The following is a 15451-nucleotide window of genomic DNA, read 5'->3' on the forward strand; positions in this document are numbered from 1 at the left end:
TCAATGGTCGGTTTGGGCCGAAAATAGTGAGTCGTTGCAGCCGGATAGCCCAGAGAGCTGATGAACAGAATCTACAAATGGTTCGAAAGCTGGGTCTATCCCTTCCGGGAGCCTAGGAATCTCAGGCCGCCGGCGACAGTCTGGGGCTTCCTCTGGCATTATGTCGGTCAGGCGAAATTTGCCTTCTTCGCCATGCTGGTCATCGGCGGGATCGCCCCCCTTGTCGAGGCCGGGCTGTTCTATTTCGTCGGCCGCCTCGTCGATATCCTCGACGGCTTGCCCGCCGATCGTAGCTGGGCGGCACTGTGGGATGTCGCGGGGCCCGAAGTGCTGTTCATGGCGCTCGTCGTGCTGGTCATCCGCACGTTCGTCGTCGGCTTGTCTGCGCTCGTCGACGAACAGACGATCACGCCTGGCTTCTACAACCTCGTACGCTGGCAGGCGCATCGCCATGTCTCGCGCCAGTCCTATTCCTTCTTCCAGAACGACTTTGCCGGCCGCATCGCGACAAAGGTCTGGCAGGCTGGGCAGGCGACCGGCGACCTGATGGAAAGCTTCATAGAGGTTGTCTGGTTCATGCTGGTCTACACCGTCACCACGCTTGCGGTGGTAGCCGGCCTCGACTGGCGGCTTGCGGCACTTGTCGTCGTGTGGATCGTCGCCTTCGGCTTCCTCGCCAACCATTACCTGCCGTCGATCCGCAAGCATGCAGAGGCGACCGCCGAGGCCGGCTCGATGATCAACGGCCGTATCGTCGACAGCTATTCCAACGTGCAGACGCTGAAGCTGTTCGCTGCCGACGGCGACGACCGCTACATCCGCTCCGGCTTCGACATCTATCTCGATGCGCTGCGGCCGTTCACCCGCAGGCTCACCGGTGTGCGCCTGGCGCTGACGGCACTGTCGGGCGTCATGATTACGGCCATCGCCTGGTATTCGATCCATCTCTGGATCGAGGGCGCGATCACTGTCGGCGCCGTCGCCTTCACGCTCAGCCTCGTGTTGCGCCTCAACATGCTGCTTGGCCGGCTGATGATGCAGCTCAACGGAATCCTCAGGAATCTCGGTGTGCTTGAAAACTCCAAGGCGCTGATCAGCCAGCCGCTTGGCCTTGTCGACAGGCCCGATGCCGGAGAGCTGGCGGTCAAGGGCGGCGAAATCCGCGCCGACAAGGTGGTCTTCCACTATGGCAAGGGGGGCGGCGTGCTCGACGGCATCGAGCTTGTCGTCAAGCCGGGCGAGAAGGTCGGCATCGTCGGCCCGTCGGGCGCCGGCAAGACCACGCTCGCCAATCTCATCCTGCGCCTCTACGCCCTCGAAGGCGGGCGCATCCTTATCGACGGCCAGGACATCGCCACCGTCACGCAGAACTCCCTGCGCGGACAGATCGGCGTCGTCAGCCAGGACACGGCGCTGTTCCATCGTTCGCTGCGCGACAACATCAAGCTCGGCAAGCCCGACGCATCGGATGATGAGGTCGTTGCTGCCGCGCGCAAGGCCGAAGCGCACGACTTCATCCAGACGCTTGCCGACAATCGCGGCCGCCAGGGCTATGATGCCTTCGTCGGCGAGCGCGGTGTCAAGCTGTCGGGCGGCCAGCGCCAGCGCGTGGCGATCGCGCGCGTCTTCCTCAAGGATGCGCCGATCCTGATCCTCGACGAGGCGACGTCGGCGCTCGACAGCGACATCGAGGCGGCGATCCAGGAAAACCTGCACGCCCTGATGCAGAACAAGACCGTGCTCGCCATCGCCCACCGGCTGTCGACCATCGCCGCTCTCGACCGGCTGGTCGTGCTCGACAAGGGCGGCATTGCCGAACAGGGAACGCATGACGAGCTGCTCGCGCTCGACGGCCTCTACGCCCGCCTGTGGAAGCGCCAGTCCGGCGGCTTCCTGTTCAACGAGGATGGCGTCCTCGACGAATCGAGGCCGGCGTGATGGTTACTGTCGTGCGAAGCACCCCCCTCTGGCCTGCCGGCCTTCTCCCCCGCAAGGGGGGAGATCGGCTGTCATCGCAGCCTGCTTCAATCACCATCGTTGCAGGACGAGAGCTGCAGCCGACGAGACTAATCTCCCCCCTTACGGGGGAGATGGCCGGCAGGCCAGAGGGTGCCTCGCGCCAACATATGCGACAGGCCTCGCACCGACCTCGGCATAGTGCCTCATGCCAACCTCAACTGAACATCTGGTGCCAATCTACGCGAAGCGCCTCGCGCTACCCCGTGCTGAACACCTTCCGCCAGCCCGCGCGGAGCACGCCATGACCCCCGATCCTTTCCAGCAGAAATTCTGGCGGCGCTTCGAAGGCGCGATTGATCCGTTCCAGGACACCGAACGCGAGGTGCTGCCGGAAAGTGCGTGGGCCTTCATCCTCTACTTCGCCCGCCAGGCGAAGGGGCCGTTCACCTTGCTTTTGATCAGCGGCTTCCTCGCGGGTGCCATTGATGCGGCGTTGTACTGGTCGGTCGGCTGGCTCATCGACCTGCTCGACGCCACCACCCCGCAGCGGCTGTTTGCCGACCACTGGCCCGAGCTCGTTGGCCTGCTCGTGCTGATCCTCGTCGTTCGCGCCGTCATCATCATCGGCTCGGCCGTCGTCGAGCAGCAGGTCGTCGTCCCCGGCTTCTTCTCCATGGTGCGCTGGCAGGCGTTCCGGCGTGTCATCGAGCAGCCCTATGATTTCTATCAGAACGATTTCGCCGGCCGCATCGCCACCAAGATCGTGCAAGGTGGCGAGGCGGTCGGCGACTTCATCGTCAACGTGCTGCAGACGATGTGGGCGTTCCTCACCTTCGTGCTCCTGTCGCTGACCATCCTGGTCTCGCTCGACCCGCTGATGGGAGGCGTGGTGCTCGCCTGGTTCGCCGGCTACGCCGCGATCGTCTATTTCCTGTTGCCGGAGATGCGCCGCGCCGGTCGCGCTACTGCCGACCAGCGCTCGATCTTCAATGGCCGCCTCGTCGATGCCTTCACCAACATCATGGCGGTCAAGCTGTTCGACAGCGGGAGGCGCGAGCACGCCTACGTCCGTGACGGGCTCGAAAGCTATCTCGGCGCGGTGTTCAGGTTAACCCGCTCGATCACGACAGTGCGTTCGGCGGTGGCGCTCATCAACGGTGTGATGATGTCGGCGGTGGCGGCGATCTGCATCTTGAGCTGGTCGCGCGGCGAAATCTCCACCGGCGCCATTGCTGCGGCACTAGGCCTCGTCTTCCGGCTCAACCAGATGTCGGGCTGGATGATGTTCAACATCAATGGGCTCGTCCGCAACTACGCCACCATCCAGGACGCCACCCGCACCATCTCGGTGCGCCCGGCGATCCGCGATGCCGAGAACGCCGCCGTGCTGCCGCGCGCCTCCGGCGACATCCTGTTCGACAACGTCTCCTTCCACTACGGCAAGGGCAGCGGCGTCATCGAAAACCTCAATTTGCACATCCGGCCGGGCGAGCGCGTGGCACTTGTCGGCCCATCGGGTGCGGGCAAGACCACTATCGTCAACCTCGCGCTGCGCCTGTTCGACGTCGAACAGGGCCGCATCATGATCGACGGTCGCGACGTGCGCGACATTACCCAGGCGTCGCTGCGGGCCCAGTTCGGCGTCGTCAGCCAGGATGCGATGCTGATGCACCGCTCGATCTCGGACAATATCGGCTATGGCCGGGCAGGGGCATCACAGGCCGAGATCGTCGACGCCGCCCGCCGAGCCGCGGCCCACGACTTCATCGTCGATGTCGCCGACCCGCGCGGCCGTCGCGGCTACGACGCCCATGTCGGCGAGCGCGGCGTCAAGCTGTCTGGCGGTCAGCGCCAGCGCGTGGCCATTGCCCGCATGATGCTGAAGGACGCGCCGATCCTGATCCTCGACGAGGCGACGTCGGCTCTCGACAGCGAAGTCGAGGCGGCGATCCAGGACAATCTCGACCGGCTGATGGAGGGCAAGACCGTCATCGCCATAGCCCACCGCCTGTCGACCATCGCTGCCCTCGACCGGCTGATCGTGCTCGACGAGGGCCGCATCGTCGAGGAGGGCAGCCACGACGCGCTGATCGCCAAGGGCGGGCTCTACGCGCAATTGTGGAAGCGCCAGTCCGGCGGCTTCCTCGCCGACCGGCTCGCGGCGGAGTAGGATCGCGCCATGCCGGTCTTCAGTCTGGAGCCTTTGGTGCCCGATTCAGCTGCTTTCCAGGGGTTGCGGGAGACGAGCCTTGAGGAGGGCTTCAGCATGCTGCAGCGTCTCCAGGAACATTGGCGCGACGGCAGCAACACGTTTTCGAAGCCCGGCGAGGCGCTGCTCGGCGTCTTCGTCGGCGCATCCCTGGTCGGTGCCGGCGGACTCAACATCGATCCCTATCTCGCTGGCGGCGGTTCAGGTCGCGTTCGACATGTCTATGTCGGCCCCCGGTTTCGGCGCCATGGCGTCGGCCGATTGCTGGTCGAGGGCATCATCGCCCGTGCCCGCCCGGAATTTGCTGTGCTGAACCTGCGTGCCCCCGACACAGCGCATGCGTTCTACGAAGCCCTGGGGTTCAAGCCGGTGGAGGGTGAGAAGTTCGCCAGCCATCGCCTGATATTCGCCCAGTCATCTCAGGGGAGCTAGCGATGTCCTCCGTTCGTCCGCCCTCGATCCTCTCGAACCGCTCGGAACAGACGCTCAATGTGCTCGAATACGAGTTCCTCGCCGAAAAGGCGGCTGCACTCGGCCGCGCCGGGGAGCGGGTCGGCGAAGCGCTCGGCAAGCTCAACCTGCACCAGGGCGACGCCGAGCAGCGCCGTGCGCTCGTCAAGGCTGCGGCGGACGCGGTCTATGTCTATTTCATCCAGCGCGAGCTGTGCGGCCTGCGCAAGCATGACGACGCCATTCGCGACCATGCCATCCCGCGCGAGGTGTTGGTGCGACTCGGCGCGAGCTGAACCTTTGGCGACGCTTTTCCGGTGCAAGGGCAGGGCGCCCTCGTCGATGCCAAAGCGCGCTTATGTCAGGGGCTGCTGAACAACCGCAAACCCGCCGCCACCGGCGCTTTGGCAGGGGTTTTCCACTGCTTTGCATCGTCCCCGCGACAATCTGCCCATGTGCCGTGTGCCGTCTGGACAAAAAGGGCCTTCACGCATAAACCGAAGTCCAAATGCCGGAGGAATTCGCTAGCCTGGTTGCCATGCGCTGTCGGGCGTGCATCGTTGAGCGGGGACAATTGCTCAGCCTCCGGTTGGAATTGAGGCAAAAGGATCAGTCCCGTGAGCGCAACCGATACGAGCGAGCCAAATCGCCGCGATTTTCTCTATGTCGCTACCGGCATGGCCGGTGCAGTCGGCGCCGCCGCCGTGGCTTGGCCCTTCATCGACCAGATGCGCCCGGACGCCTCGACGCTCGCCGCTTCGTCGGTCGAGGTTGACGTCTCGTCGCTCACGCCGGGCATGTCGCTGACGGTCAAGTGGCGCGGCAAGCCGGTGTTCATCCGCAACCGCACCCCCGAAGAGATCAAGGCGGCACAGGAAGTGCCGATGGCCGACCTCAAGGATCCGGTCGCGCGCAATGCCAACATTTCCAGCGACGCCCAGGCGACCGACATCGATCGCACCGCCGGCGAAGGCAAGGAAAACTGGCTGGTCATGGTTGGCGTCTGCACCCATCTGGGCTGCGTGCCGCTCGGCCAGCAGGGTGATTTCGGTGGCTGGTTCTGCCCGTGCCACGGCTCCCACTACGACACGGCGGGCCGCATCCGCAAAGGACCGGCGCCGGAAAACCTTCACATACCGAATTTCCAGTTTCTTTCCGACACGACGATCCGGATAGGCTGAGGCAGGGGGACATAATTCCATGAGCGGTGGACACTCGACCTATTCGCCCAAAACCGGCATCGGCCGCTGGATCGATGCACGCATGCCGCTGCCGCGGCTGGTGCACGACTCGTTCGTCTCCTACCCGGTTCCACGCAACCTGAACTACGCCTACACCTTTGGCGGCATTCTCTCGATCATGCTGGTGGCGCAGATCATCACCGGCGTCGTGCTGGCCATGCACTATGCCAACGACACGACGCTCGCCTTCCAGTCGGTCGAAAAGATCATGCGCGACGTCAACTCCGGCTGGCTCTTGCGCTACATGCACTCCAACGGTGCGTCGTTCTTCTTCATCGCCGTCTACATCCACATCATGCGCGGTCTCTACTACGGCTCCTACAAGGCGCCGCGTGAACTGCTGTGGATCCTCGGCTGCATCATCTATCTGCTGATGATGGCGACCGGCTTCATGGGCTACGTTCTGCCCTGGGGTCAGATGTCCTTCTGGGGCGCGACCGTCATTACCGGCTTCTTCACTGCCATTCCGCTTGTCGGCGAGTGGGTCCAGCAGCTGCTGCTCGGCGGCTTCGCCGTCGACAATCCGACGCTGAACCGCTTCTTTGCGCTGCACTACCTGCTGCCGTTCATGATCGCCGGCGTCGTCGTGCTGCACGTCTGGGCCCTGCACGTCACCGGCCAGACGAACCCGACCGGCATCGAAGTGAAGTCGAAGACGGACACCGTTGCCTTCACGCCCTATGCGACCATCAAGGATGGTTTCGCCATGGTCGTGTTCCTGGCCGTGTTCGCCTACTTCATCTTCTACATCCCGAACTTCCTCGGCCACCCCGACAACTACATCCAGGCCGACTCGCTGAAGACGCCTGCGCACATCGTTCCGGAATGGTACTACCTGCCGTTCTACGCGATCCTGCGCGCCGTCACCTTCAACATCGGGCCGATCGACTCCAAGCTCGGTGGCGTGCTCGCCATGTTCGGTTCGATCGCCGTGCTGTTCGTCGTGCCGTGGCTCGACACCTCGAAGGTCCGTTCGGCCGTGTACCGTCCGTGGTACAAGCTGTTCTTCTGGCTCTTCGTCATCAACGCGATCTTCCTCGGCTGGCTCGGTTCGCGCCCCGCTGAAGGTGCCTATGTGATCATGTCGCAGCTGGCCACGCTCTACTACTTCGCATTCTTCCTGGTCATTATGCCGGTTCTTGGCCTGATCGAGACTCCGCGCCGCTTGCCCAACTCGATCACCGAAGCCGTGCTCGAGAAGAACAAGAGCGGCTCGGCTCATCCGGCCGGTGCAACCGCTGCGCCCGAAACCCGCGGCTGAACCAACGAGAATCTGAAAGGGATTTTGGAATGAAAAAGATTCTCAACGGTCTGGCGGCCATCGGCTTCCTTCTCGCCGGCACCGCCGGCGCGGCGGTCGCCGCCGAGGAAGCGAACCACGCTGCCGAGCCGACCCACTTCCCGATCCACAAGCCGAAGGAAATGGACTGGACCTTCGCCGGACCGTTCGGCACCTTCGACAAAGGCCAGCTCCAGCGCGGCCTCAAGATCTACAAGGAAGTGTGCTCGGCCTGTCACTCGATGAACCTGGTGGCGTTCCGCACGCTCGAGGACCTCGGCTACTCCGAAGCGCAGGTCAAGGCTTTCGCCGCCGAGTATGAAGTGCAGGACGGTCCGAACGCCGAAGGCGAGATGTTCACCCGCAAGGCGCTGCCCGGCGATCACTTCCCGTCGCCCTTCCCGAACACGGCCGCCGCTGCCGCCGCCAATGGTGGTGCTGCTCCGCCCGACTTCTCGCTGATCGCCAAGGCGCGCGGCGTCGAACGCGGCTTCCCGACCTTCGTCTTCGACATCTTCACGATGTACGCGTCGAACGGCCCCGACTACATCCACGCGCTGCTTACCGGCTATGACGAACAGCCGCCGGCCGGAATGGAAATCGCCGAGGGTACGCACTACAATCCGTTCTTCATCGCCGGCAAGTCGCTGGCCATGGCCAAGCCGCTTTCGGACGGCCAGGTGACCTACGAGGACGGTTCGCCAGAGACGGTCGAGCAATATTCGCGCGACGTATCGGCGTTCCTGATGTGGGCTGCCGAGCCGCACCTTGAGGCACGCAAGCAGACCGGCTTTGCCGTCATGATCTTCCTGGTGCTGTTTGCTGGCCTCGTCTACGCCACCAAGCGCAAGGTCTGGGCCAACGTCGCCCACTAAGCCGCACCGCAGAACGATAGTGAAGGGCGCTCGCAAGGCGCCCTTTTCTTTTGCCGTCCAAACCGTCACAACTTCCGCTGCATCCCCGGTGCCGAACCGGGATGGTGCGCGAACCACAGCGCCAGGGCGTTGATTGCGGGGAGGCCCCCGCGGCGCCGCCGGCAACGGAGCCCCCGCCGATGAACACCTCGCTCGAACAGACGCTGCTTGGCGCCATCAGGACGATCCCAGACTATCCGCGCCCCGGCGTGATGTTCCGCGACATCACCACGCTGCTCGGCAATGCCCGCGCCTTCCGCCGCACCATCGACGAGCTCGTCCATCCCTATGCCGGTGCCAAGATCGACCAGGTCGCCGGCATCGAAGCACGCGGCTTCATCCTCGGCGGCGCCATCGCCCACCAGATGTCTGCCGGCTTCGTGCCGATCCGCAAGAAGGGCAAGCTGCCGCACGAGACCGTGCGCATCGCCTACAGCCTCGAATACGGTCTCGACGAGATGGAGATGCACAAGGACGCGGTCAAGACGGGCGAGAAGGTCATCCTCGTCGACGACCTCATCGCCACCGGCGGCACGGCAGAGGCCGCCGTCAAGTTGCTGCGCCAGATCGGCGCCGACATCGTCGCCGCCTGCTTCATCGTCGACCTCCCCGAACTCGGCGGCCGCAAGAAACTTGAAGCACTTGACGTCGACGTTCGCACCCTGATCGCCTTCGACGGACATTGAGGGGCGTACTGCCCATTGCAGCGTGGAGAACTTCTCCACGCTTCTGCGCTTTTCTGATCGGTTCGTTGCGCATTTGCATGGTTGCAGGAACGCGACCCTGATGTCGCTTGCCTCCGCTCGACCGGATGTCCAGCCAGGCTCGAAAGCCTAAGACGCTCGCTCGGTTCCTTGCGCCATTTGCGGTCTCGCAGGCCGCTTGCCGCTGAAACAATCGAAACACTCTCGTGGCGGTTCAGAAAAACAGCTGAAATCGACGCGGCGTAGGACTGGACATGCCGCGAGTGCGGCAGGTTCAACCGGCCAAGCGCGGCCCTCCATTGCCCGAACCCAAGATCGCGGCAGAGGCGCGGGTGCGTCTTGTTCCCAACACGAGTGTTCGACAATGCTGAAGTCAACTGCTTCGCACGAGTTTCCCGAGCGGCTCCGCGCGCGCCTCATCGGCCAGGACCATCCCGGCTATGAGGCGGCGCGCAGCCTTTACAACGCCATGATCGACAAGCGGCCGCGCTGGATCGTGCCCTGCGCCGACGTCGGCGACGTGGTTGCGGCGGTCAATCATGCCCGCGACCGCCAGCTGCTTGTCGCCATTCGCGGCGGTGGCCACAACGGTCCTGGCCTGGGCAGCTGCGACGGTGGCATGGTCATCGACATGTCGCCGATGAAGCGCATCGACATCGACCCGGTTACGCGCACCGTTCGCGTCGAGGCAGGCTGCACCCAGGGCGACGTCGACCGGGCGACCAGCGTGCACGGGCTGGCGGTGCCGGCTGGCATCGTGTCGAGCACGGGTATCGCAGGGCTGACGCTTGGCGGCGGCACTGGCTATCTGACCCGCAAGCACGGCCTCACCATCGACAATCTGCTCGCCACCGATATCGTTCTGGCCGATGGCAGCGTCGTCACCGCAAGTGCTGATGAGCATCCCGAGCTGTTCTGGGCGCTGCGCGGCGGCGGTGGCAATTTCGGCGTCGTCACCCGCTTCACCTTCCAGGCGCATCCGGCGAAAGACGTCTATGCCGGGCCGATCTTCTACGACATCGCCCATGCGGCCGAGATCATGCGCTGGTACCGCGACTTCCTGCCAGAGGCGCCACGTGAACTCGGCATGTTCTTCGGCATGAAGACGGTGCCTTCCTGCGATCCGTTCCCACGCGAGATCTGGGGGCGGCGCATCTGTGCGCTGATCAGTTGCTACAACGGCCCCGAGGAGGACGGCATCCGGGCCATGGAGCCGATGCGTGACGCGCTTCCCAAGCCACTGATGGACGGCATGATGAAGATAGGTTTTGCCGACCTGCAGGGGCTTTTCGACCCGCTGCTGCCCAAGGGGCTGCATTGGTACTGGAAGGGCGACTATGTCGACGAACTGTCCGATAGCGCCATCGCGGCCCATGTCGAGCACGGCTCCAAGAGCCCGAGCGAACTGTCGCTGATGCATCTCTACCCCATCGACGGCGCGGTCCACGACGTGGCCCACGATGCTACCGCCTGGGGCGCACGTCGCGCCCGCTGGTCGATGGTCATCGCCGGCATCGACCCCGACCCGGCGAAGGCGCCGGCGCTGAAGCAATGGGCAAGTGCCTACTGGGCCGCGGTGCACGAGCACAATGGGCATGGCGGTGCCTACATCAACTTCATGATGGACGACGAGGGCGAGGCGCGCGTGCGCGCCGCCTATGGCGGCAACTACCAGCGCCTGGTTGCCGTCAAGCGCCGCTACGACCCGGCAAACCTCTTCCGCGTCAACCACAACATCCGGCCGTAAGCCGGCGCCTGCGACGAACATTCTGCCATCCGTGGGAAACTTCTCCACGGGTGGCCGTTTCTTTTTGCTGCGCGCGCCCGATACTAGTCGCCAGCGTCGTGATCGGTCGCACCCCTCTGGCCTGCCGGCCATCTCCCCCACAAGGAGGGAGATCAGTCGCGTCGCCGTCGGCGCCTTTTCTGAGAGGCCGCAAGGGGCAAGCAGCTACGTCGGTGACTAGGCGAGGCGTCTATGAAGGCCTGATCTCCCTCCTTGTGGAGGAGATGGCCGGCAGGCCAGAGGGGGGTGCGAAGGATCGAGAGGTGGAAGATTGGCTTCGTGCGGCACCCTCCGAGCCAGGGGAGATTAGGGGCAGATCATAACTGAGAGATCTTGGCTCTGCCCCTCATCCGGCCCTTCGGGACCACCCTCTCCCAGAAGACGGGGTGAGGGGAATGTCCAGCGCTAATCCACCTTCACCAGCACGGCGCTGTCGAACTCGATGACCTTGTCGCCGGTCGAGTCGAAACCTTCGGAGTGCAGTGTCATCATCCGCCAACCAGGGCGCGTGGCGAGCGGGCGGTGGTCTATGCCGCGCCGGGTGAAGGTCACCGTCTCGCCGGCGAAAACCGGCTTCAGCCATTTCAGGTTCTTGAAACCGGGCGATGGACCGAATTCGGGCTTCGGTCCGGGACCGTCCCAGGTCCGGCCGCGATGCGCCAGGTTGAGCTTCATCCACGCCGCCGTGGTGTGCCAGCCCGAGGCGCACAGGCCGCCGAAGACGCTTGCCTTGGCAGCTTCCTCATCGGTGTGGAAGGGCTGCGGGTCGTACTTGCTGGCGAAATCCTTGATCGCCTCGGCGCTGAAATGATGGCTGCCGAGCGTTGTGGTGACACCGATGCCGAGATACTCGTCGAGGGTCATTGAGCTGCCTCGCGGGTCAGGAACATACAGGTGTTGACCAGTTCGAAGACGGGCTCACCCTTCTGGTTGACCAGTTCGGCGCGCCACCTGACGAAGCCGAGCCCAGGCTTGGAGCGCGACAGGCGGCTGGACAGGATGGTCAGCTTGCCACCCAGCACGTCGCCGGCCAGCACCGGCTTTTTCCACTTGGCGTAGTCGATGCCTGGCGCGCCTTGCGAGGTCGAGTCGAGCAGCAGGGCATCGCACAGCATGCGCATGAACATCGAGCAGGTGTGCCAGCCAGATGCCGACAGCCCACCGAGAATGCTCGCCTTGCCGGCCTCCTCATCGAGGTGGAAGGGCTGGGCATCGAATTCCGAGGCGAATTCGAGGATCTCCTCGGCGACTACGACCTTGGAACCGAGGTCGATGACGACGCCCTCGGCGAGGTCCTCATATGCCCATGTCTTGCTGCTGCTCATCGGCAATCCTGTTCAAGCTTGTACGATAACCTTGGACCGACCCCGCGGGTCACGCAAGGCCGGCCACAGGGCAATCGTTGGCTCAGAGCCAGCCGCGGCGGCGGAACCACCAGAACGGCAGGATGGCCGATACCACCATCAGCCCGATCGCCATGGGATAGCCGAACATCCACTTCAGCTCCGGCATCAGGTCGAAATTCATGCCGTAGATCGAGGCGACCAGCGTCGGCGGCAGGAACACCACTGCCGCCACCGAGACGATCTTGATGATGCCGTTCTGCTCGATGTTGATCATGCCGAGCGTGGCGTCGAGCAGGAACGTGATCTTCTGCGACAGGAACGAGGCGTGGTCGGTGAGCGACAGCACGTCGCGCGACAGCGTCTTCACCCGTGCCTTGGCATCCTTGCCGTTCTTGCCCTGGGCCAGTGCATTGGCGAGGAAGCCCGACAGGCGCTGCAGCGAGGTCAGGCTGTCGCGGATGTTCGACGTCAGCGACTCCTTGCGGCCGAGATCCTTGAGGATCTGCTGAAAGCCCCGGTCGCGGCTGGAGGCCTTGGTTCCGGTCGGGTTGAAGATGTCTTTCGACAACAGTTCGATATCGCGGGACACGCGCTCCAGCACGTCTGCAAGGCGGTCGACAAGCGCCTCCAGCAGCCCGACAAGGATCGTTTCGCCCGAGGTGCAGCCGATCGCCGCCTTTTCGGCGCGCAGCGGGAACGCGAGGAACGCCTTCGGTTCGTGATAGCGGATAGTGACCAGCAAGTTGCGTCGCAACACGAACGTCACCGGCGACATCACAGGGTCGTCACTGTCAGATTGCGACGGCAGCGTGGCGGTCATGAAGTAGGCGCCGTCCTCGACATAGAGGCGGGACGAGATTTCGATCTCCTCCATTTCCTCGCGCGTCGGAACGCCAACGCCGAGCCACTGCTCGACGTCGGCTTCTTCCTGCTTGGTCGGATTGAACAGGTCGGCCCAGACAATGCTGTCCTTTTCGGCCGTGATGGAGCCTGCAAGGCGCAGACGATCGTTTTCCACGACGAATGCCTTGATCATCGTCGGTCTCCCATATTGGAGCTGATATCGTGCCCGATCTTGGGCGGGGTTATAGGATTGCGCCGCAGGATCACGAATGGCCGGGCAAGCGCCTAGGCGCGATAGACCTGCGCGCCTGCGACGTCAAGTTGCAAATCGATAAGGTGATGCCGGGCCGGCAGCCGCTCAGAAGAACTCGTCGAGCAACTGGTAGTAGGACAGCTTGGCCGCGTCCGCCTCGGGCAGGCCGTAGAGCGCGAGGAAAGGTTCGATCCACTCTTCGCCGAGATTGAAGTGGATGCTCCAGCAGGCAAGCGCGAGGTCCTGGTGCAGGTCGGCAACACCAAGCCGGCTGCAATCGACAAAGCCGGTGAAGCGGCCGCCATCGGCCACGAAATTCGGCATCGAGGCGTCGCCATGTGTCACGACGAGGGTCTCGGATGCCGGCCGTCGCGCCAGAAGCTCGCCGAACACCTGCTGTGCGGTCTGGCCGAGCCGTTCATCGTCGAAATCGTATTCATCGACCTCGCCGGCCTCGGCGCGGGCCTTGGCGACGGCGATGCGTTGCCCGAGGCGGTGATCGAACGGGCAGGTGGCGACGTCGAGTGCATGCAACCGTCGCAGCGCGTCGGCCATGATGGCGATGGCCTTGTCGGGCGCCATTTCTTGCGAAACGAGATCCCGTCCGGCAACTGCAGTCATCAACAGCCAGTGGTGGCCGGCATGCGTTTCGAAGACGAAGACCTCAGGGCAGGGAATGCCATGGTTGCCCAGCCAGCGCAGTCGGGCCACCTCGTCAGGCAACTCGGCGAATTTGCCTGACAGCTCGGTCTTGAGGAACAGCACAGGCTTGCCGTTGGCCGTCAGCTTGAACACCCCGGCATCCGAATGACCGATTGTCTGCCGGTCCCAGCTGTAGCCCGCCAGGGCTTCACGCAGCGATGCGGGAAGATCCATCTCGAAATGTGCGTGCTGTTTCATCCAGTCCCTCAAAGCGGTCGCTTTTGGCGCGGGGTAGCATCACTGTCGTCCCTCGTGGGGGCCAGATAGGTATTCGAAGTTGGGCCGTCGAGAACAATCCGGTTGATCGTGCGTAAGTCGGTCGACGTTTCGTGACGACGTGCTGGATTTAGCTGCATGAACAAAAAAGGCCGGGGTGACCCCGACCTTTCTCTAGCGTCTCAACATCCAGTGCCAGTACATCCGTGGTCAAAGCTGGAGACGATCTGCAAAACTCCAGGCAACCGTAGCCAGGCTTGGTTAGCAAAAGGTTAACGCTGCGTGGACAAAAAGCCGGCCTCGCGAAGGCCGGGCGACCGACTGGCTCATTGCCAAAAGAAAAGCCCCGCAGAGCGGGTCCCGCAGAGCGGGGCTTTCGTACGCGGGCATGATGGTGCCAAGCGATCAGGTGTTGAACTTGAACAGCATCACGTCGCCGTCCTGGACGACATATTCCTTGCCTTCGTCGCGTGCCTTGCCGGCTTCCTTGGCCGGGACTTCGCCGCCAAGGGTGACGAAGTCGTTGAAGGCGATGGTCTGGGCGCGGATGAAGCCGCGTTCGAAGTCGGTGTGGATGACACCGGCAGCCTGGGGTGCCTTGGCGCCCTTGTGCACGGTCCAGGCCCGCGTCTCCTTTGGGCCCACGGTGAAGTAGGTGATCAGGTGCAGGAGCTCATAGCCGGCGCGGATGAGCTTATCGAGGCCCGGCTCGTCGAGGCCGAGATCGGCGAGGAATTCCTGCGCCTCTTCGTCGGGCAGCTGTGCCACTTCGGCTTCGATCGCAGCGGAGATGACGACAACGCCGGCGCCCTGTGCCTCGGCCATCTTCTGGACGGCCCGAGTGTGCTCATTGCCGGTGGCAGCGTCGCTTTCGGCGACGTTGCAGACATAGAGCACCGGATGCGAGGTCAGAAGGTTGAGGCCCTGCAGGATCTCGAGATCCTCGGCAGCAATGCCCTTGAGCAGCAGGCGTGCCGGCTTGCCGTCCTGCAGCAGCGCCAAGGCCTGCTCCATCATCGGCAGGATCGTCGTCGCTTCCTTGTCCTTGCTGGCCGCGCGCTTGCGGAACTGCACGATGCGGCGCTCGAGGCTTTCGAGATCGGCGAGCATCAACTCGGTCTCGACAGTCTCGGCGTCGGCGACGGGATCGATGCGCCCTTCGACATGGGTGATGTCGTCGTCTTCGAAGCAGCGCAGGACGTGCACGATGGCGTCGACTTCACGGATGTTGGCGAGGAACTGGTTGCCCAAGCCTTCACCCTTCGAGGCGCCGCGCACCAGGCCGGCAATGTCGACGAAGGAGATGCGGGTCGGAATGATCTCCTTCGACTTGGCGATGTTGGCCAGTTGCTTGAGGCGCGGATCGGGAACCGCGACCTCGCCGGTGTTCGGCTCGATGGTGCAGAACGGATAGTTCGCCGCCTGTGCGGCGGCTGTGCGCGTAAGCGCGTTGAAAAGCGTCGATTTGCCAACGTTGGGCAGGCCGACGATGCCGCATTTGAAACCCATGGTCTTCTGGTCCTATCGGGAAATCGGAATTTGCTGAGGG

14 protein-coding genes are annotated in these 15451 nt (G+C 63.7%); 9 read left to right on the plus strand and 5 right to left on the minus strand.

The window, feature by feature from the left end; all coding sequences use genetic code 11:
- Positions 1-60: 60 nt before the first annotated feature.
- The 9 genes from IG197_RS22455 to IG197_RS22495 all read left to right on the plus strand — a co-directional run bounded on the left by IG197_RS22455 (position 61) and on the right by IG197_RS22495 (position 10503).
- Positions 61-1938 carry an ABC transporter ATP-binding protein gene (locus tag IG197_RS22455; RefSeq protein ID WP_192315065.1) on the plus strand — a complete coding sequence of 626 codons (1878 nt, stop codon included), beginning with the start codon at positions 61-63 and terminating at the stop codon, positions 1936-1938.
- A 322-nt stretch (positions 1939-2260) separates the two neighbouring features.
- Complete coding sequence (locus IG197_RS22460) at positions 2261-4129, plus strand: ABC transporter ATP-binding protein (RefSeq protein ID WP_115731134.1); 1869 nt, start codon at positions 2261-2263, stop codon at positions 4127-4129.
- A gap of 96 nt (positions 4130-4225) precedes the next feature.
- On the plus strand, positions 4226-4600 hold the full coding sequence (locus tag IG197_RS22465; RefSeq protein ID WP_246765218.1) for a GNAT family N-acetyltransferase: 375 nt from the start codon (positions 4226-4228) through the stop codon (positions 4598-4600).
- A gap of 2 nt (positions 4601-4602) precedes the next feature.
- Positions 4603-4914 (plus strand): DUF6665 family protein, encoded by a 312-nt coding sequence (locus IG197_RS22470; RefSeq protein WP_192315067.1) that lies wholly within the window; start codon positions 4603-4605, stop codon positions 4912-4914.
- Between the two features lie 321 nt (positions 4915-5235).
- Entirely contained in the window at positions 5236-5799 is a 564-nt protein-coding gene (gene petA / locus IG197_RS22475) for a ubiquinol-cytochrome c reductase iron-sulfur subunit (protein WP_115731137.1), read from the plus strand.
- A gap of 19 nt (positions 5800-5818) precedes the next feature.
- Entirely contained in the window at positions 5819-7120 is a 1302-nt protein-coding gene (locus IG197_RS22480; protein WP_115731138.1) for a cytochrome b/b6, read from the plus strand.
- A 29-nt stretch (positions 7121-7149) separates the two neighbouring features.
- The gene (locus IG197_RS22485) at positions 7150-8013 is read left to right on the plus strand and encodes a cytochrome c1 (RefSeq protein WP_192315068.1); all 864 of its coding nucleotides are present in this window, start codon (positions 7150-7152) and stop codon (positions 8011-8013) included.
- Positions 8014-8192: 179 nt separating this feature from the next.
- On the plus strand, positions 8193-8738 hold the full coding sequence (locus tag IG197_RS22490) for an adenine phosphoribosyltransferase (protein WP_115733712.1): 546 nt from the start codon (positions 8193-8195) through the stop codon (positions 8736-8738).
- 382 nt (positions 8739-9120) lie between these two features.
- On the plus strand, positions 9121-10503 hold the full coding sequence (locus IG197_RS22495; protein WP_192315069.1) for an FAD-binding oxidoreductase: 1383 nt from the start codon (positions 9121-9123) through the stop codon (positions 10501-10503).
- 444 nt (positions 10504-10947) lie between these two features.
- Here IG197_RS22495 and IG197_RS22500 read toward each other — a convergent pair whose 3' ends face one another.
- The 5 genes from IG197_RS22500 to ychF all read right to left on the minus strand — a co-directional run bounded on the left by IG197_RS22500 (position 10948) and on the right by ychF (position 15411).
- Positions 10948-11406, minus strand: coding sequence for a MaoC family dehydratase (locus tag IG197_RS22500; RefSeq protein ID WP_115731141.1), 459 nt, complete (start codon positions 11404-11406; stop codon positions 10948-10950).
- Positions 11403-11867, minus strand: a complete 465-nt coding sequence (locus IG197_RS22505; protein WP_192315071.1) for a MaoC family dehydratase — start codon at positions 11865-11867, stop codon at positions 11403-11405. The genes IG197_RS22500 and IG197_RS22505 overlap by 4 nt, the downstream gene beginning before the upstream one ends.
- Positions 11868-11949: 82 nt before the next feature.
- On the minus strand, positions 11950-12924 hold the full coding sequence (corA, locus tag IG197_RS22510; protein WP_115731143.1) for a magnesium/cobalt transporter CorA: 975 nt from the start codon (positions 12922-12924) through the stop codon (positions 11950-11952).
- A gap of 165 nt (positions 12925-13089) precedes the next feature.
- Positions 13090-13884, minus strand: a complete 795-nt coding sequence (locus IG197_RS22515) for an APH(3')-II family aminoglycoside O-phosphotransferase (RefSeq protein WP_192315073.1) — start codon at positions 13882-13884, stop codon at positions 13090-13092.
- Between the two features lie 423 nt (positions 13885-14307).
- Complete coding sequence (gene ychF, locus IG197_RS22520) at positions 14308-15411, minus strand: redox-regulated ATPase YchF (RefSeq protein WP_115731145.1); 1104 nt, start codon at positions 15409-15411, stop codon at positions 14308-14310.
- Positions 15412-15451: the final 40 nt, after the last annotated feature.

It is taken from the genome of Aminobacter sp. SR38 (assembly GCF_014843375.1).
GTDB classification, from domain to species: domain Bacteria; phylum Pseudomonadota; class Alphaproteobacteria; order Rhizobiales; family Rhizobiaceae; genus Aminobacter; species Aminobacter ciceronei.